The 19,357-nt window shown below is 75.4% G+C and carries 6 protein-coding genes; 1 reads left to right on the top strand and 5 read right to left on the bottom strand.

All coding sequences use genetic code 11. The features are described 5' to 3' along the window. Positions 1–86 precede the first annotated feature (86 nt). The gene (locus tag ACFVTF_RS12965) at positions 87–3,305 is read left to right on the top strand and encodes a BTAD domain-containing putative transcriptional regulator (protein ID WP_387812905.1); all 3,219 of its coding nucleotides are present in this window, start codon (positions 87–89) and stop codon (positions 3,303–3,305) included. 51 nt (positions 3,306–3,356) lie between these two features. Here the strand turns inward: ACFVTF_RS12965 and ACFVTF_RS12960 are convergent, their stop codons facing one another. The 5 genes from ACFVTF_RS12960 to ACFVTF_RS12940 form a co-directional block, all read right to left on the bottom strand. Continuing rightward, positions 3,357–3,593, bottom strand: coding sequence for a hypothetical protein (locus ACFVTF_RS12960; protein ID WP_387812902.1), 237 nt, complete (start codon positions 3,591–3,593; stop codon positions 3,357–3,359). A gap of 109 nt (positions 3,594–3,702) precedes the next feature. After that, on the bottom strand, positions 3,703–3,834 hold the full coding sequence (locus ACFVTF_RS12955; protein ID WP_387812899.1) for a hypothetical protein: 132 nt from the start codon (positions 3,832–3,834) through the stop codon (positions 3,703–3,705). Next, positions 3,801–4,613: a dimethylargininase gene (gene ddaH, locus ACFVTF_RS12950; protein ID WP_387812896.1), complete on the bottom strand. Its 813-nt coding sequence runs from the start codon at positions 4,611–4,613 to the stop codon at positions 3,801–3,803. Before ddaH ends, ACFVTF_RS12955 begins: the two co-directional genes overlap by 34 nt. Positions 4,614–4,706: 93 nt before the next feature. After that, positions 4,707–6,029, bottom strand: a complete 1,323-nt coding sequence (locus ACFVTF_RS12945; protein ID WP_387812894.1) for an MFS transporter — start codon at positions 6,027–6,029, stop codon at positions 4,707–4,709. A gap of 6 nt (positions 6,030–6,035) precedes the next feature. Continuing rightward, on the bottom strand, positions 6,036–19,322 hold the full coding sequence (locus tag ACFVTF_RS12940) for an amino acid adenylation domain-containing protein (RefSeq protein ID WP_387812891.1): 13,287 nt from the start codon (positions 19,320–19,322) through the stop codon (positions 6,036–6,038). Between the last annotated feature and the right edge of the window lie 35 nt (positions 19,323–19,357).

Genomic DNA, 19,357 nt, shown 5'->3' with positions numbered 1-19,357 from the left:
CTGGCGTGGGTTGATAGTGACTCATCAATCGGGGGGCAGACGCGTGCGTGGGCGGGGGCGGGCACATGAAGCGGGCAGGTGCACGAATGGGTGATTTCCGGTTCTCGGTGCTGGGGTTGATGAGAGCGCAGCGCGGCACGACCGTGCTGAAGGTCGGCAGTCCCCAGCAGCAGGCGATGCTGGCGGTGCTGCTGCTCCGTCCGGGGCACGGCGCGAGCGCCACGGACCTGATCGACGCCCTGTGGGGTGAGGAGCCGCCGAGCACCGCGGTGACGACGGTGCGGACGTACGCCTGGCGGTGGCGCAAGATCCTGCACGGCGACGAGCCGGACGCGCCGACCGTGCTGACCTCGGTCGGGGACGGCTACCGGCTGGTGCTGCCCAAGCACTCCGTGGACGCGGCGCAAGGCGAGGAGCTGGCGGCGCAGGCCGAGCGCACGGCGGCCGCCGGACAGCCGCAGCAGGCGCGTGACCTGCTGAACCAGGCGCTGGAGCTGTGGCAGGGCGAGCCGCTGGCCGGCATCCCCGGCCCGTTCGCGCAGCGGCAGCGCCAGCGGTTGCAGGAGCTCCGGCTGACCCTGCTGGAGGAACGGATCGCCCTGGACCTGACGCTGGGCCGCTTCTCCCGGTGCATCCCGGAGCTGACCGCGCTGACCACCGAGCACCCGCTGCACGAGCGGGCGTACGGGCTGCTGATGCGCGCGCTGTACCAGGCCGGGCGGCAGGCGGACGCGCTGGCGGTGTACCGGAGCGTGCGTCAGTTGTTCCTGGACGAGCTGGGGGTGGAGCCCGGGGCCGACCTGGACCAGCTGCACCGGCGGATCCTGGAGGGCGACCTGTCGCTCGCCGCCCCGGCGCCGGCCGTGGCGCTGCTCTCCGGCCCGGTGAAGCCGGCCGGGCCCGGGCCCGCGGCGCAGGATCCACCGGACGGCCCCGCGGTGGTGAGTGCGCCCGCCGCGCCCGCCGGCACCACCACGGCGTCGCCCAGGCCGGCCCAGCTGCCGCCCGACGCGGCGGACTTCACCGGCCGCACCGTCCTGGTCGAGCGGCTGGGCGAGGCCCTCGGCGCCCCGGACCAGCAGGCGCTGGTGATCGCGACCGTGGTCGGCATGGGAGGGGTCGGCAAGACCGCGCTGGCCCTGCACGTCGCCCACCGGGCCCGCGACTCCTACCCCGACGGGCAGCTCTACGTCGACCTGCGGGGCGCCGACACCACGCCGGCCGACCCGGAGGCGGTGCTCAGCAGCTTCCTGGTGGCGCTCGGCGTGCCGGTCGACGGAGTGCCCGACGGGCTGGACGCCCGCTCGGCGCTGTTCCGCTCGGTGGTCGACGGCCGGCGGCTGCTGCTGGTGCTCGACAACGTCCACGACACCGCGCAGATCAGGCCCCTGCTGCCGGGCGCGGTCGGCTGCGCCGTGCTCACCACCAGCCGTACCCGGCTCTCGGGCCTGCCCGCGTCCGTCCAGGCCGACCTCGGCGTGTTCGAGCCGGCGGAGGCGCTCGAACTGCTGGGCCGCACGATCGGCGCCGAGCGGCTGGCCGCCGAGCCGGAGGCCGCCCGGGAGCTGCTGCTCGTCTGCGGCCACCTGCCGCTCGCGGTGCGGATCGTCGCGGCCCGGCTCGCCGCCCGGCCGAGCTGGACGGTCCAGACGCTGGGCCGCCGGCTGGCGGTCGAACGGCGGCGGATCGACGAGCTGCGCATCGGCGACCTGGCGGTGGAGGCCGCCTTCGAACTGAGCTACCGCCAGTTGACGCCCGCCCAGGCCCGGGCGTTCCGGCTGGCCGCCTCGGTGGACGGCCCGGACATCGGGCTGCCCGCCGCGGCCGCCCTGCTGGACCTGGACGAGTACGACGCCGAGGACCTGCTGGAGTCCCTGGTGGACGTGGCGATGATGGAGTCGCCGTTCCCCGGCCGCTACCGCTACCACGACCTGCTGCGGGCCTTCGCCCGGCGGCGCCCGGACCACCCGGGCGCGGCCGTGGAGGCCCGTGACCGGCTGCTGGACCACCTGCTGGCCACCGCGTGCGCGGCCTTCCAGCACGCCGTCCCGGGGGATCCGGCCGCCGGTGCGCTCGGGCCGGCCCGCAGCGCGGGCGTGGACCTCGGCGGCCCGGACGGCGCCCGGGCCTGGGCCGAGGCGGAGGGTTCCGGGGCGATCGCGCTCGCCGCCCAGGTGGCGTGCTGGACCGTCGCGGACGACACCGCGCCGGCGCCGGCCGACGGCGCGGCACCGGACCCGTTGCGCGCCGCGATCGACCTGCTGATCGCGCTCACGCCGTTCGTCCTCGCCCCGCCCAGCCGCCAGCTCGCCAGTACGGCGGAGGCCCTGGCCGCCGCCGCGGACCATCACGCCGACCACCGGGCAGCTGGTCGGGCGCACTTCCTCCGCGGCAACGTCGCCCTGGCCGCCACCCGGTTGGAGGAGGCCGAGGCGGCCTCCCGGCTGGCGGTGGCCGCCTCCCGCTCGGCAGGCGACACGGTGATCCTGCGCCAGGCGCTGAACGACCTCGGCCTGGTCTGCCAGTTCCTCAGCCGCTACGACGAGGCCGTCGGGCACTACGACGAGGCGCTGCTGCTGGCCCGCGAACTCGGACACCGCTCCGGGGCGCTGGTGACGACGGTGAACGCCGCGCTGGCCCGGGTGCGCAGCGGGCGGGCCGCCGAGGCCGTGCCGATCTGCCACGAGGCGCTGGCCGAGCTGCGGACCCGGCACGACGATCCCGGCCGGGCGTACACGCTGTACGTGCTGGGGCTGGCGCTGCACGGGCTGGGGCGGCACGAGGAGGCCGTCACCTGGTTCGGCGAGTGCCTGGCGGTGGCCTCGGCGGCCGGGCTGCGGGCCCGGGCCGCGCACGCCCGCTACCGGATGGCGGACAGTCTGCGCTCGCTGGGCCGGACGGACGAGGCGCTGGAGCACGCCGGGCAGGCGCTGACGCTGTGCGAGGAGCTGGGGGCCGAGCGGGACCAGGGTCAAGCGCTGGTGGTGCTGGGCCGGACGCTGGCGGACCTCGGGCGGGAGGCCGAGGCGTGGGGCCGGCTGCGGGAGGCGCATCGGATCTTCGTCCGGCTGGGGCTGCCGGAGGCGGAGGAGGTGGCGGGGCTGCTGCCCCGGGGGGAGGGTCTGAACCCTTCGGCCGCTACGGCTGCTGCGGCTGCTGCGGCTGCTGCGGCTGGTTCGACTGCTACGGCTGCTGCGGCTCCGTCGACGGCGACGTCATCGGCTCCGTCCGTCCCGGATGGGCGTCGGGGCGGTGGCCGGGGAGCGTCGGGCGCTCCGGTGACGAGCTGCGGGCCGGGCCGCTGATGAGCTGATGACCAGCTACTGAAGAATCGATCCTGCCGCTTTTTGTCGCGGTCAGGAGCCGGTGCTGTTCCAGTCGCCGGTGCTGCCGTGGACGGTGCCGGTGGGGCTGGGCTGGGCGGGGGTGGGCGTCGGCGTCGCGTCGCCGCTCACCACCGTCGCCGTCCCGGTGCCGGCCGTCTCCGCCACGGCGGCCGTGGCGGAGAGGCCGGCGCCCAGGGCGGCGACCACCCCGAGACCGACCGTGAACAGCCGGAGGCGGGTGGGGGTGGTGGCCGGACGCTGCGTCATCTCTGGTGCTCCCTTGGCTCGCTTCCCTGGTGGGAAGGGCTTCCGTCGTGGTGTGCCACCAGTCTGGCCGGGAGCGTTCAACGGCGGATCTACAGCCGAGCACCACTGATCACGGCCGCCCGCCGAGACCGTCGTTCAGGCCGTCGTCGAGGCCGCCGTTCAGGCCGCCGTTCAGGCCGCCGTTCAGGCCGCCGTTCAGGCCGCCGTTCAGGCCGCCGCGCGGATCTCCAGGGTGCAGCACTTGACGCTGCCGCCGCCCTTGAGCAGCTCGCTGAGGTCCATCCCGATCGGCCGGAACCCGCGTTCCCGCAGCCGCGCGGCCAGGCCGACGGCCGCCTCCGGCAGCACCACGTGCAGGCCGTCGCTCACCGCGTTGAGGCCGAACACCGCCGCGTCGGCGCCGTCCACCAGCAGGGCGTCGGGGAACAGCCGGCGCAGGACGGCACGGCTGCCGGCCGAGAAGGCCTCCGGGTTGTACATGATCTCGTCGCCGTCCAGGACGGCGAGCGCGGTGTCCAGGTGGTAGTAGCGCGGGTCGATCAGCTCCAGGCCGATCACCGGGCGCCCGAAGAACTCCTGGGCCTCCGCGTGCCCGTCGGTCACGCTGCGGAAGCCCCGCCCGGCCAGCACGGAGCCCGCGGTCAGCAGCAGGTCCCCCTCGCCCTCGTTGACGTGCTCCGGATCGAGCGTCTCGAAGCCCCGGGCGCGGAACCACTCCAGGTAGGCCGGGCCCTCGGCGGCGCGCTCGGCGTTGCGGAAGCGGGCGCCGAGCACCTTGCCGTCCACCACGGTGGCGCCGTTGGCGGCGTAGACCATGTCGGGCAGGCCCGGGATCGGGTCGATCAGGTCGACCCGGTGACCGAGCTCCTGGTAGAGCGCGTACAGCCGCTCCCACTGGGCGACGGCGAGGTCGGTGTCGACCGGCTTCGCCGGGTCCATCCACGGGTTGATCGCGTAGGTGACCTCGAAGTGGGTCGGACGGCACATCAGGTAGTGGCGCGGGCGGGAGGTGCGGGTCATCGGAGGCTCCAGGGGTCGGGAGGGAAGGCCACGTCAGGTCAGGTCAGGTCAGGTGCGGGCAGGGCGGGTGGTTCGGGTGCTGCGGCGGTCCGGTCAGGAGACGGGACGCCCGGGGCGTTCGGGCAGCTCGGGCAGTTCGGGCCGCTCGGGGAAGTCGCGCAGGCCCCGCAGCGGGCTCGCCAGCAGCACCCCGCCGGCGGAGAGCAGCACGCCCGCCATGATCCAGATGGTGGTGCGGGCGCCCAGCGCCTCGCCGAGCCAGCCGCCGGCCAGGGCGCCGACGGGGATCGCGCCGTAGTTGAGGGTCGCCGCGCTGGCCCGGATCCGGCCGATCATCTCCGGCGGGCAGTAGGCCTGGTTGAAGCTTCCCGCCAGCACGTTCCCGGCGATCACCCCGCCCACCGCGACGGCCCAGGCGAGCGCGCACACCGCCAGCGGCAGCCGCTCCCCCGCGAGCGGCAGCAGCAGGATGAACGGCGCCACCACCAGCTCGCAGAGCAGCAGTCCGCGCGCGCTGCCGAGCCGGCGGGCGATCCGCCGGGCCATCGTCGCCCCGGCCAGGCCGCCGATGCTGACCACCGCGAACACCAGGCCCACCGCGCCCGGTTCGACGCCGACCGACCGGATCAGGAACACCGTCTGCACCGCCTGGATGCCGTTCAGCCCCAGGTTGCCGACGGCGCCGAACAGTGCCAGCGTCCGCAGGTACGGGTCGTGCGCCAGGAAGCGCACCCCGTCGCCGATCTCCCGCAGGAGGCCGCGCCGCGCGGACCGCGGCGGCGGCTGCTCGACCGTCCGGATCCGGCTGACGCAGATCGCGGAGACCACGTAGCTGACGGAGTCCGCGAGCAGCCCGCTGGCCGCGCCGAACGCCTGCGCCAGCAGACCGGCCACGCCCGGCCCGGCGATGTCGGCCGCGGAGGCGCCGGAGCGCAGCTTGACGTTGCCCTCCAGCAGGTCCTCCTTGCCGACCAGGGTCGGCAGCACGGCCCCGTAGGCGGTGGAGAAGAACACCTTCACCGCCCCGGTGAGCAGGGCCACCACCACCAGCTGCGGCATGCCGAGCACGCCCAGCCAGCCGGCCACCGGAACGCTCGCGAACAGCAGGAGCAGCAGCAGGTCGCAGACCAGCATCACCCGCAGCCGCGGCCAGCGGTCCACCCAGGCGCCGGCCGGCAGGCCGAGGAACAGCCAGGGCAGCCAGGCGGCCGCGTTCAGCACACCGACCGCGAGCGGGCCGGCGTCCAGCGTGACGACGGCGACCAGGGCCAGTGCCACGCTCCCGACGGCCGTGCCGAGACCGCTGGAGGTCTCACCGATCCAGAGCCGGCGGAAGTCGGCGTGGGCCCACAGGCCCCACCGGCCGCGGGACGGTCCGGTCGGCGGTGCGGCGGGTGCGGGGACGGTGGTGGTCATCGCGGATCACACTCCAAGCTTCTCGGCGAGCACGGCGGCGATCCGTGCGAGGGACTCCGGACGGGTCAGGTCGCCGTGCCCGCAGGCCAGGCGGTGGCTCTCGATCCGGCCGTCCAGGTAGGGCCGCCAAGCCTGCTCGTACGGCCAGTCGGCGGGCTTGTCGAGGGTGGCGCCGAAGAACACGGCGTCGCCCCGGTACTGCTCGGGCAGGTGCTCGGCCATCAGCTTGCGGTGCCGGTCGAACACCTCGGGCAGGACGTCCGCGGCCTCGCCGAGCACGGCCGCCAGGTCGGCCTGGCCGCTGCCGTCCGCCGGATCGTAGCCCAGCGAGCGCAGCAACTCGGCCAGCGTGTCGGCGGGTTCGGTGGTGGGCGGGGCGGCGTCCGTGCGGGCCGCCGGGGCGCCGTCCAACAGGGCCAGCAGGCCGACCGGCGCGCCCTCGGCCCGCAGCCGGACCGCCATCTCCTGGGCGACCACCGCACCGAAGGACCAGCCCAGCAGGTGGTACGGGCCGGACGGGTGCACCGCGCGGATCTGCCGCACGTAGTCCTCGGCGATCTCGGCGACGCTGGCCGGCGCCCCGCCGCGCAGGCCGCGGGCCTGGAGGCCGTACACCGGCAGCTCGGGGTCGAGGTGGCGCAGCAGCCCGGAGTAGACCCAGCTGATGCCGGCCGCCGGGTGGACGCAGAACAGCGGGGCCCGGTCGCCGCCGGTGCGCAGCGGCAGCAGGACGTCCAGGGCGTCGGCCGCCGGGCCCTGGTCGAGCCGGCGGTCGAGCCCGGCCACGGTCGGCGCCTCGAACAGCGCCCGCATGCCGAGGTCGACGCCGAGGGCGGTGCGGATCCGGGAGAGCAGCTTCATGGCGAGCAGGGAGTGTCCGCCGAGGTCGAAGAAGCCGTCGTCGATGCCGACCCGGTCCAGGCCGAGGGTCTCGGCGAACAGCGTGCACAGCAGGCGCTGCCGCGGGGTGCGGGCCGGGCGGCCGGCCGGCAGGGCGGCGAAGTCCGGTGCGGGCAGGGCCCGGTGGTCGACCTTGCCGCTGCCGGTCAGCGGCAGGGCGGGCAGCGCGACGAAGGCGGCGGGCACCATGTGGGCGGGCAGGGACTCGGCGGTGAAGGCCCGCAGCCCGGCCGGGTCGAGCGGACGGTCGGTGACCAGGTAGGCGACCAGCCGGGTGCCGCTGTCGTCCGGGCGGACGACGGCTGCGGCGACCTCCGGGTGGCGGGTCAACGCCTGCTCGATCTCGCCGAGTTCGATCCGGAAGCCGCGGATCTTCACCTGGTCGTCGGTGCGGCCCAGGTACTCGATCCCGCCGTCGCGGCTGCGGCGGACCAGGTCACCGGTGCGGTACATCCTCGTACCCTCGGCGAACGGGCTGGCGACGAAACGCTCCGCCGTGAGGGCCGCGCGGCCCAGGTAGCCCCGGGCCAGACCGGCCCCCGCCAGGTACAGCTCCCCCGGGACACCGGCCGGCACCGGGTTCAGGTGCTCGTCCAGCACGTACCCGGCAGTCCCCGCGACCGTCCGGCCGAGCACCGGCCGGTCCGTGCCGTCGAGCGGCTGCACCAGCGCGTCCACGGTGGACTCCGTCGGACCGTACAGGTTGTACGCCCGGGTCCCCGGCGCCTCCCGCAACCGCGTCCACAGCGCCTGACCGACGGCCTCACCCCCCAGCAGGACGAGCTTGGGGGCGGGGGCGTCGAGCAGTCCCTCCTCGACCAGTTGGGCCGCGAAGGACGGGGTGGAGTTCACCACGTCGAGGCCGTGCGTGCCGACATGGCGGACCAGGGCGGCCGCGTCGAGGCGCAGGTCGTCGCCGATCAGGTGCAGCTCGTGCCCGGCGACCATCCACAGCACGCCGTCCCACGAGGCGTCGAAGCACAGCGAGGCCGTCAACGCGACCTTCCGCCGCTCCTCACCCGCCATCAGCTCCATGCGGTGGCCGGCCAGCAGCGCCGCGATACTCCCGTGCGACACCACCACCCCCTTGGGGCGACCGGTCGAACCCGAGGTGTAGATCACGTACGCCGCGTCCGCCGACTCCAGCCGACGGCTCGGGCTCCCGTCCGGGCCGGGCGTATCCGTGACGTCCAGGACGGACAGCCCGGCAAGCACCTCCGGCAGCGGCCAGCGCCCGTCGCTCAGCACCAGCACCGGCGCCGCGTCCTCCAGCGTGTAGGCCGTCCGCTCCGCCGGGTACGACGGGTCCAGTGGCAGGTAGGCGCCGCCGGCCTTGAGCACCGCCAGCAGCCCGACCACCGACTCCGCCGAACGCGGGAGGGCGAGGGCAACCACCGATCCGGGGGCGACCCCGGCGGCGATCAGCCGGTGCGCCAACCGGTTGGCCCGCGCGTCCAGCTCCGCGAAGGTCAGCGCGGTGCTCCCGTGGACCAGCGCCACCGCCTCCGGAGTCGCCACGGCCTGAGCCTCGAACACGGCCGGAACCAACGGCACCTCCGCCGCCAACGGCACCATGCCATCCAGCAGTTCGGCCCGCTCGGCCGGGGACAGCAGTTCCGCCCGGCCGATCGGCCGGTCCGGCCCGGCCGCCACGGCCGCCAGCAGCCGGCCGAGCCGGAGGGCGATCGCCTCGACCGTCTCCCGGTCGAAGAGGTCGGTGGCGAAGTCGATCACGCACTCCAGACCGGCCGGGGCGCCGTCCGCGTCGAAGGACTCGCCGATGCCGACGCTCAGGTCGAACTTGGCGACCGCGCCGCCGGACGGCTCGACGGAGACGTCCAGACCGGCCGCGTCGAGCGGCGCCGCGTCGCCGCCGCCCTGCATCACCAGCATGACCTGGAAGAGCGGGTGGCGCGATAGCGAGCGGGCCGGGTTCAGCTCCTCCACCAGCCGCTCGAACGGCACGTCCTGGTGTGCGTGCGCGTCGAGTTGGGCCTCCCGGACGCGGGCCAGGAGTTCGGTGAAGCTCGGGTCGCCCGAGGTGTCGGTGCGCAGCACCAGGGTGTTGACGAAGAAGCCGACCAGCTCGTCCAGCGCCTCGTCGGACCGCCCGGCCACCACCGAACCGATCGGGATGTCCGTACCGGCCCCCAGTCGGGTGAGCAGGGCGGCCAGGGCGGCCTGGACGGTCATGAACATCGTCACCCGCTGTGAGCGCGCCAACGTCACCAGCTCGCGGTGGAGTTCGGCGCCCAGCGGGTGGACGATCCGGTCGCCGCGGTGGCTGGCGACGGCGCCCCGCGGGCGGTCCGCCGGCAGCGTCAGCTCCTCCGGCAGGTCGGCCAGCGCGTCGCGCCAGTAGGCGAGTTGGCGACCGAGGAGGCCGCCTTGGTCCTGGTCCTGGTCCTGGTCCAGGTCCCGGCCGTCGCCCTCACGCTCCCCGAGCAGCTCACGCTGCCAGAGCGCGTAGTCCGCGTACTGCACCCGCAGCGGCGTCCGCTCGGGCGCGGCGCCCTCCACCCGCGCCGCGTAGGCCGCGGCGAGATCGCGCAGCAGCGGGCCCATCGACCAGCCGTCGCCGGCGATGTGGTGCAGCACCAGGACGAGCAGGTGCTCGTCCCGGCCGGCCGGGATCAGGTGGGCCCGGATCGGCAGTTCGGCCGCGAGGTCGAACGGGCGCGAGGTGCAGGCCTCCGGCGCGGTGCCGCCGGGCAGCAGCTCGACGGGGACACGGGCCGCCTCGGCCGGTCGGATCCGCTGGTACGGGGTCCCGTCCTCCTCTTCGATCACCGTGCGCAGGCTCTCGTGCCGGGCCACCAGGTCGCCGAGGGCGAGCTCCAGGGCCGCGGCGTCCAGCTCGCCCCTCACCCGGAGCACGAGCGGCAGGTTGTAGAGGGCGCTCGGGCCCTCCATCCGGTCGATCAGCCAGAGCCGCTGCTGCGCGAAGGACAGCGGCACCCGCTCGGGCCGCTCGGCCCGGGCACTCAGCGCCAGCCGGTCGCAGCCCGCGTCGAGGCGGTCGGCGAGCCCGGCCGCGGTCGGCGCCTCGAAGACGTCCCGGATGCCCAACTCCGCACCCAGTACGGAGCGGACCCGGCTCAGCAGCCGGGTGGCGAGCAGCGAGTGCCCGCCCAGCGCGAAGAAGTCGTCCTCCACGCCGACCGTGTCCAGGCCGAGCACCTCGGCGAGCAGGCCGCACAGGATCTCCTCCTGCGGACTGCGGGCCGCCCGGCCACCGGCCGCCGCCAGGGCGGCGAAGTCCGGTGCGGGCAGAGCGCGGTGGTCGACCTTGCCGCTGCCGGTCAGCGGCAGGGCGTCGAGCGGCACCACGGCTGCGGGCACCATGTAGCCGGGCAGCGACTCGCCGGCGAACCGGCGCAGCACATGCGCGAGTTCGGGGGCGGCGGCGCCGTCCACCGCACAGTAGGCGACCAGCCGGCGGTCCCCTTCGCCGCTCTCCCGGACGGTCACCACGGCCTGGCGGACGGCGGGGTGACGGGTCAACACCTGCTCGATCTCGCCGAGTTCGATCCGGAAGCCGCGGATCTTCACCTGGTCGTCGGTGCGGCCCAGGTACTCCAGCTCGCCGTCACGGGTACGGCGGACCAGGTCCCCGGTGCGGTACATCCGCTCGCCCTCGGCGAACGGGCTGGCGACGAAACGCTCGGCCGTGAGGGCCGCGCGACCCAGGTAGCCCCGGGCCAGACCGGCCCCGGCCAGGTACAACTCCCCCGGGACACCGGCCGGCACCGGGTTCAGGTGCTCGTCCAGCACGTACCCGGCAGTCCCCGCGACCGTCCGGCCGAGCACCGGCCGGTCCGTGCCGTCGAGCGGCTGCACCAGCGCGTCCACGGTGGACTCCGTCGGACCGTACAGGTTGTACGCCCGAGTCCCCGGCGCCTCCCGCAACCGCGTCCACAGCGCCTGACCCACGGCCTCACCCCCCAGCAGCAGGAGGCCCGGCGCCGGTGCTTCCAGCAGTCCTTCCGCCAGGAGCTGTTCGGCGTACGAAGGGGTGACCTCCAGGACACCGATCCCGGCCTCGCGCACATGGCGGACCAGCTGGGCGGCGTCCCGGCGGACCTCGTCGCCGATCAGGTGCAGCTCGTGCCCGGCGACCATCCACAGCACGCCGTCCCACGAGGCGTCGAAGCACAGCGAGGCCGTCAACGCGACCTTCCGCCGCTCCTCACCCGCCATCAACTCCATGCGGTGACCCGCCAGCAGCGCCGCGATACTCCCGTGCGACACCACCACCCCCTTGGGGCGACCGGTCGAACCCGAGGTGTAGATCACGTACGCCGCGTCCGCCGCGCCCAGACCGAGCCGCAGACCCTCCGCAGGACCGGGCGCATCCGTGACGTCCAGGACGGACAGCCCCGCCAGCACCTCCGGCAGCGGCCAGCGCCCGTCGCTCAGCACCAGCACCGGCGCCGCGTCCGCCAGCGTGTACGCCGTCCGCTCCGCCGGGTACTCGGCGTCCAGCGGCAGGTAGGCGCCGCCGGCCTTGAGCACCGCCAACAGCCCGACCACCGACTCCACCGAACGCGGCAGCGCCAACGCCACCACCGATCCGGGGACGACCCCGGCGGCGATCAGCCGGTGCGCCAACCGGTTCGCCCGCGCGTCCAGCTCCGCGAAGGTCAACGCGGCACCCCCGTGAACCAGCGCCACCGCCTCCGGAGTCGCCACGGCCTGAGCCTCGAACACGGCCGGAACCAACGGCACCCCCACCGCCAACGGCACCGACCCGCCCAGCAGTTCGGCCCGCTCGGCCGGGGTGACCAACGGGAGCAGCCCGATCCGGGTGTCCGGCCGCCGGACGGCCGCCGTCAGCAGCCGCGCGAAGTGGCGGACGACCGCCTCGGCCGTCTCCCGGTCGAAGAGGTCCGTCGCGAAGTCGAGCGCGCAGTCGATCCCGGCGGGTTCGCCCTCCGGGTCGAAGGACTCCTGGGCGATCAGGTTGAGGTCGAACTTGGCGACTCCGGTGGCCGCCGGCAGCGCCTCGCCCCACGGGCCGGTGGGCGATGCGTCGGCCTGCTCGTTGTTCTGGAGCACCAGCATGACCTGGAAGAGCGGGTGCCGGGCCAGCGAGCGGGCCGGGTTCAGCTCCTCCACCAGCCGCTCGAACGGCACGTCCTGGTGCGCGTAGGCACCAAGGTCGGTCTCCCGGACGCGGGCCAGCAGTTCGGTGAAGCTCGGGTCGCCCGAGGTGTCGGTGCGCAGCACCAGGGTGTTGACGAAGAAGCCGACCAGCTCGTCCAGCGCCTCGTCGGACCGCCCGGCCACCACCGAACCGATCGGCACGTCGGTGCCCGCGCCGAGCCGGGTCAGCAGGGCGGCCAGGGCGGCCTGGAGGGCCATGAACACCGTCACCCGCTGCGAGCGGGCCAACGCGACCAGCTTGCGGTGGAGTTCGGCGCCCAGGAGGTGCGACACCCGGTCACCGTGGTGGCTGGCGACGGCGCCCCGGGGGCGGTCCGCCGGCAGCGTCAGCTCCTCCGGCAGGTCGGCCAGCGCGTCGCGCCAGTAGGCGAGTTGGCGGGCGGCCAGGCTCTCCGGATCGCCCTCCTCGCCGAGCAGCTCGCGCTGCCAGAGCGCGTAGTCCGCGTACTGCACCGGCAGCGGCGCCCGCTCGGGTGCGGTGCCCGCCGCCCGGGCCTCGTAGGCCTCGGCGAGGTCGCGGACCAGCGGGCCCGTCGACCAGCCGTCGCTCGCGATGTGGTGCAGCACCAGGACCAGCACGTGGTCCTGGTCGGCGGTGCGCAACAGGACGGCCCGGAGGGGGAGTTCGGTGGCCAGGTCGAAGGCCCGGCGGGAGGCCGCGTCGACCGCTTCGGCGACCTCGTCGGCCGGGCAGTCCCGGACGTCGAAGGGCACCGCCGCCGCGTCGGCCGGCCGGATCAACTGGTGGGGCTCGCCGTCGGTCTCGACGATCACCGTGCGCAGGCTCTCGTGCCGGGCCACCAGGTCGCCGAGGGCGAGCTCCAGGGCGGCGGTGTCCAGCTCCCCGGCCAACCGCAGGGCCAGCGGCGAGTTGTAGAGGGCGCTCGGGCCCTCCATCCGGTCGATCAGCCAGAGCCGCTGCTGCGCGAAGGACAGCGGCACCCGCTCGGGCCGCTCGGCCCGGGCACTCAGCGCCAGCCGGTCGCAGCCCGCGTCGAGGCGGTCGGCGAGCCCGGCCGCGGTCGGCGCCTCGAAGACGTCCCGGATGCCCAACTCCGCACCCAGCGCGCCCCGGACCCGGCTCAGCAGCCGGGTGGCGAGCAGCGAGTGCCCGCCCAGCGCGAAGAAGTCGTCGTCGGCGCCGACCGCGTCGAGGCCCAGCACCTCGGCGAGCAGGCCGCAGAGGATCTCCTCCTGCGGGGTGCGGGCGGCCCGGCCGCCGGCGAGGGCGGCGAAGTCCGGGGCCGGGAGCGCGGCGCGGTCCAGTTTGCCGTTGGCGTTCAGCGGCAGGGCGGGCAGCTCGACGAAGGCGGCCGGGAGCATGTAGCCGGGCAGTGTCTCCGCGGCGAAGGCGCGCAGTGCGGCCGGGTCGAGGGGGCCGTCGGCGACCACGTAGGCGACCAGGCGCAGGCCGCTGTCGTCGGGCAGGACGGCGGCCCGGTGCACCTGCGGGTGCGCGGCCAGAACGCTCTCGATCTCGCCGAGTTCGATCCGGAAGCCCCGGACCTTGACCTGGTGGTCGGTGCGGCCGAGGTACTCCAGCTCGCCGTCACGGGTGCGGCGGACCAGGTCCCCGGTGCGGTACATCCGCTCGCCCTCGGCGAACGGGCTGGCGACGAAGCGCTCGGCGGTCAGAGCCGGCCGGTTCAGGTAGCCCCGGGCCAGCCCGGCCCCCGCCAGGTACAGCTCCCCGGGGACGCCGACCGGCGCCGGGTTCAGGTACTCGTCCAGCACATACCCGGCGGTCCCCGCGACCGTCCGGCCGAGCACCGGCCGGTCCGTGCCGTCGAGCGGCCGGGTGAGGGCGTGCACGGTGGACTCGGTGGGGCCGTACATGGTGTGGCCGGCGGTCAGCGGGGACGCGCACAGCCTGGTCCACAGGCCCTGGCCGATGGCCTCCCCGCCGAGCAGCAGCAGCTTCGGCGCGGGCTCCTCCAGCAGGCCCTCCTCGACCAGTTGCTCGGCGTACGAGGGGGTGACGTGCAGCGTGTCGATCCCGGTCCCGCGCACGTGGCGGACCAGCAGGGCGGCGTCCCGGCGGACCTCGTCGCCGATCAGGTGCAGCTCGTGCCCGGCGACCATCCAGAGCACGACCTCCAGCGAGGCGTCGAAGCAGAGCGACGCCGTCAGCGCGGCCCGCAGCCGGCCGTGCGCCGCCTCGGCGTCCGCGATCACCGTGGCCCGGTGGCCGGCCAGCAGGGCCGCGAGGCTGCGGTGCGGCACCAGCACGCCCTTGGGGCGGCCGGTCGAGCCGGAGGTGTGGATCACGTACGCGGCGTCCTCCGGGTGCAGGCGGGGCCGCGGGTCCTGGGCCGGGCCGGGCTCGTCCGTGACATCCGTGACGTCCAGGACGGGCAGGGCGGCCAGCAGTTCGGGCAGCGGCCAGCGGGCGTCGGTCAGCACCAGGGCAGGCGCGGCGTCCGCGAGCATGTGCGCCGTCCGCTCCGCCGGGTACTCGGCGTCCAGCGGCAGGTAGGCGCCGCCGGCCTTGAGCACCGCCAGCAGCCCGACCACCGTCTCCGCCGAGCGCGGCAGGGCGAGGGCCACCACCGATCCGGGGGCGACCCCGGCGGCGATCAGCCGGTGCGCCAGCCGGTTGGCCCGCGCGTTCAGCTCCGCGAAGGTCAGCGCGGTGCTCCCGTGGACCAGCGCCACCGCCTCCGGAGTCGCCACGGCCTGAGCCTCGAACACGGCCGGGAGCAGCAGCGGTTCCCCGGCCGGAGCGGGGCCGGCCGTCAGCGCGGCCCGCTCGTCCTGGGGCAGGACCTCGGCGGCGGTGACGGCCTGGTCCGGGTCGGCGGCGGCCTGCCGCAGGATCAGGACCAGCGCGGCGCCCAGCCGTTCCGCCGTCTCCCGGTCGAACAGGTCGGTGGCGTACTCCAGCCCGCCCGCGAGCCCGCCCGGGGTGCCGTCGGCGCGGTGGCGCTCGGTCAGCGACAGCTTGAGGTCGAACTTGGCGGTGCCGTAGTCGACGGGCTCCTCCGCCGCCGCCACGCCGGGGAAGGACGGTCCGGCCTCGGCGGCGGTGGCGAAGGTCAGCATCACCTGGAACAGCGGGTGCCGGGCCAGCGAGCGGACCGGGTTGAGCTCCTCGACGAGGCGCTCGAACGGCGTGTCCTGGTGCTCGTACGCCGCGAGGTCGGTGTCCCGGACGCGGCGCAGCAGTTCGGCGAAGCCCGGCCGGCCGGAGAGGTCGGTGCGCAGCACCAGGGTGTTGGCGAAGTAGCCGACCAGGTCGGTGACGGCCTCGTCCAGGCGGCCGGCGACCGGGGTGCCGATCGGCAGGTCGGTGCCGGCGCCGAAGCGGTGCAGCAGGGTGGCGTAGGCGGCCTGGAGGACCATGAACAGGGTCGCGCCGTGCTGGGCGGCGAGCTCGCCGAGGCGGGCGTGCAGTTCGGCGTCGAGTTCCAGCGGGACGACGGCGCCGCGGTGGGTGGCGACCGGCGGCCGGGAGCGGTCCACGGGCAGCGGCAGCTCCTCCGGCAGGTCGGCCAGCGCGTCGCGCCAGTAGGCGAGTTGGCGGGCGGCCAGGCTCTGCGGGTCGTCCTCGTCGCCGAGCAGGGCGTGCTGCCAGAGCGCGTAGTCGGCGTACTGGACGGGCAGCGGCTCGCCGTCGGGGGCGCGGCCGGCGAGCCGGGCCCGGTAGGCGTCGGTGAGGTCGCGGTAGAGCGGGCCCAGCGAGGCGCCGTCCCCGGCGATGTGGTGCAGGACGAGGACCAGGACGTGCTCGTCCGGGCCCTCGGGCCGCAGGTAGGCGTGCAGGGGCAGGTCGGCGGCCAGGTCGAAGGTGTGGCGGGCGAGTTCGTCCACCGGCCGGTCGGTGGTGGTGAGCAGCGGGGCGGTCGGCCCGTCCAGGACGTGCTGGTGGGGGGTGCCGTCGTGGACGGCGAAGACGGTGCGCAGGGCCTCGTGCCGCCGGACGGTGTCGCCGAGGGCGTCGGCCAGGGCGGCGGGGTCGAGCGGGCCGCTCAGCCGCAGGGCGAGGGTCACGTTGTAGGTGGCGGCGGGGCCCTCGGCCTGGGCGAGGAACCAGAGGCGGCGTTGGGCGAAGGAGAGCGGCACCCGGTCCGGCCGGGGGCCGGGCCGCAGCGCCGGGCGGGCCGGGGCCGGCACGTCGGCCGCGCGGTCGGCGAGCCGGTCGGTGAGCCCGGCGACGGTGGGGGCCTGGAAGAGGTCGCCGATGGCGAGTTCGATGCCGAGTTCGGCGCGGGCCCGCCCGGTGAGGCGGGTGGCGAGCAGCGAGTGGCCGCCGAGGGCGAAGAAGTCGTCGTCGATGGTGATGTCGTCGATGCCGAGCAGGTCGCCGAAGAGCTCGCACAGCGCCCGTTCGCGCTCGTCGCGCGGCTCGCGGCCGGTGCCGTCGGCGGCGACGTCCGGGGCGGGCAGGGCCCGGCGGTCGACCTTGCCGTTGGCGTTGAGCGGCAGCGCGTCGAGCAGGACGACGGCGGCGGGGACCATGTAGCCGGGCAGCGTGGTGCCGGCGAAGGTGCGCAGCTCGGCCGGGGTGAGCGAGGCGTCGGCGGTGCAGTAGGCGACCAGCCGGGTGTCGCCGGGGCGGTCCTCACGGGCGATCACGATGACCTGGCGCACGGCGGGGTGGCGGGAGAGCGCCGCCTCGATCTCGCCGAGTTCGATCCGGAAGCCGCGCAGCTTGACCTGGCCGTCGATCCGGCCGAGGAACTCCACGGCGCCGTCGGTGCGCAGCCGCACCAGGTCGCCGGTGCGGTACATCCTCTCCCCCGGCGCGTACGGGCAGGCGACGAACCGCTCGGCGGTCAGCCCCGGCCGGTTCAGGTAGCCCCGGGCCAGCCCGGCACCGGCGATGTACAGCTCTCCCGGGACGCCGGGCGGGACGGGGCACAGCCGGGCGTCGAGGACGTAGCTGCGCATGGCGTCGAGCGGGCCGCCGATCGGCACCCGGGGGCCGTCGAGGTCGGCGTGGACGAGCGGGTGGTGGGTCGCGAAGGTGGTGGTCTCGGTGGGCCCGTAGACGTGGGCGAGCAGCAGGTCGGGGCAGGCGTCCAGGACGCGCCGCATCAGGGTGCCGGAGGCGGCCTCGCCGCCGGTGCAGACGACGCGCAGGGCGGCGAAGGTCTGCGGGGCCTGCTCGGCGACGAGGTCGAACAGGGCCTTGGTGAGGAAGACGGCGGTGACGTCGTGGCGGGTGGTGACGGCGTGCAGGGAGGTGGCGTCGAGGGCGCCGGGCGGGGCGACCACGACGGTGCCGCCGGCCAGCAGGGGCGTCCAGATCTCGTAGGTGGCGGCGTCGAAGGCGTGCGGGGAGTGCAGCAGGACCCGCTCGTGCCGGCCGTCCTGCCAGCGCCGGTCGGCGGCGAGGTCGAGGACGTCGCGGTGGCGGACGGCGACGCCCTTGGGGCGGCCGGTGGAGCCGGAGGTGTACATCGCGTAGGCGAGCTGGTCCGGGTGGACGGGCACGCCGGGGCGGTGGGCGGGGGCGGCCGCCTCGTCGCCGGGGCGGACCACCACGGCCCGGTGCGGGAAGCCCGGGTCGGCGCGGTCGGTGAGCAGCACGGGGGCGCCGGTGTCGGCGAGCACGTCGGTCATCCGCTCGGGCGGCAGGCCGGGGTGCATGGGCACGTAGCAGCCGCCGGCCTTGAGGATCGCCAGGGTGGCGACGACGACCTCGACGGAGCGCTCCATCAGCATCGCGACGGGGGTCTCGGTGCCGACGCCGAGGTCGATCAGGTGGTGGGCGAGGCGGTTGGCCCGGGCGTCGAGTTCGGCGTAGTCGAGGGTGCCGCCGTCGTGGGCGAGGGCGGTGGCGTGCGGGGTCCGGTCGGCCTGGCGCTCGAAGGACTCGGCGAGGGTCCCGGGCCGGCCCGGGGCGCCGGTGGCGTTCCACTCGGTGAGGATGCGGGTGCGTTCCTCGGGGGCGAGGACGTCGAGGGTGGCGATGGGGGCGTGCGGGTCGGCGGCGGCGCCGGTCAGCAGCAGGCCGAGCCGGGCGGCCAGGGCGGCGACGGTGGCGTGGTCGTAGAGGTCGGCGGCGTACTCGATCGAGCCGGTGAGCCCGGCGGGGGCGCCGTCGGGGCCGTGGCGTTCGGCGATGCCGATGTTGAGGTCGAACTTGGCGACCCGCAGGCCGATCGGTTCGGGTGCGGACTCCAGCCCGGGCAGGTCGAGTTCGGCGTCCTGTCCGTGGTTCTGGAGCACCAGCAGGGTCTGGAACAGCGGGTGGCGGCCGAGGGCGCGGGTCGGGTTGAGCTCCTCGACGAGGCGCTCGAAGGGGATGTCCTGGTGGGCGAAGGCGTCGAGCTGGGCCTCCCGGACGCGGCCGAGCAGTTCGGCGAAGCTCGGGTCGCCGGACGTGTCGGCGCGCAGCACCAGGGAGTTGACGAAGAAGCCGACCAGGTCGTCCAGGGCCTCGTCGGCGCGGCCGGCGAGGCCGGTGCCGAGCGGGATGTCGGTGCCGGCGCCGAGCCTGGTGAACAGTGCGGCCAGGCCGGCCTGGAGGACGGTGAACAGGGTGGTGCGGTGCGCGCGGGCGAGGTCGAGCAGGGCGCCGTGCAGGTCGGCGCCCCAGGTGAGGTCGACGGAGTCGGCGGCGCCGGTGGGGGCGGGCGGGCGGGGGCGGTCCGTCGGCAGCTCCAGCTCCTCCGGGAGTCCGGCCAGCGCGGTTCGCCAGTGGTCGAGTTGGCGGGCGAGCAGGCTCTCGGGGTCGCGCTCGTCGCCGAGCAGGTCGCGCTGCCAGAGCGCGTAGTCGGCGTACTGGACGGGCAGCGGCTCCCAGTGGGGGGCGCGGCCGGCGAGCCGGGCCCGGTAGGCGGTGGCGAGGTCGCGCAGCAGCGGGCCGAGCGACCAGCCGTCGCCGGCGATGTGGTGCAGGACGACGAGCAGCACGTGCTCGGTCGGAGCGAGGGTGAACACCGTGACCCGGATGGGCAGTTCGCGGCTCAGCTCGAAGGTCTCGGCGGCGGCCGCGTCCCGGCGGGCGGGGTAGTCGTCCGGTGCGCAGTCCACGACCAGGAAGCGCGGCTGCGCCTCCTCGGCCGGCAGGATCTGCTGCACCGGGACTCCCCCGGCCACCGGGAACACCGTACGCAGGGCCTCGTGCCGGGCGACCACGTCCACCGTCGCGGCACGCAGCGCGGCGGTGTCGAGCTCGCCGCGCAGGCGCAGGGCGAACGGAAGGTTGTACAGCGCGGTCGGCCCCTCGATCTGGTCGATCAGCCAGAGACGCTGCTGTGCGTACGAAACCGGGATCACGGTGCTTCCTCTACTCACGTCACGGCACGGGGTGG

It is taken from the genome of Kitasatospora sp. NPDC057940 (assembly GCF_042887425.1).
Lineage (GTDB): Bacteria > Actinomycetota > Actinomycetes > Streptomycetales > Streptomycetaceae > Kitasatospora.
The sequence above is the reverse complement of the archived record's forward strand: the minus strand, read 5'-3'. Positions and strand labels throughout refer to the sequence as shown.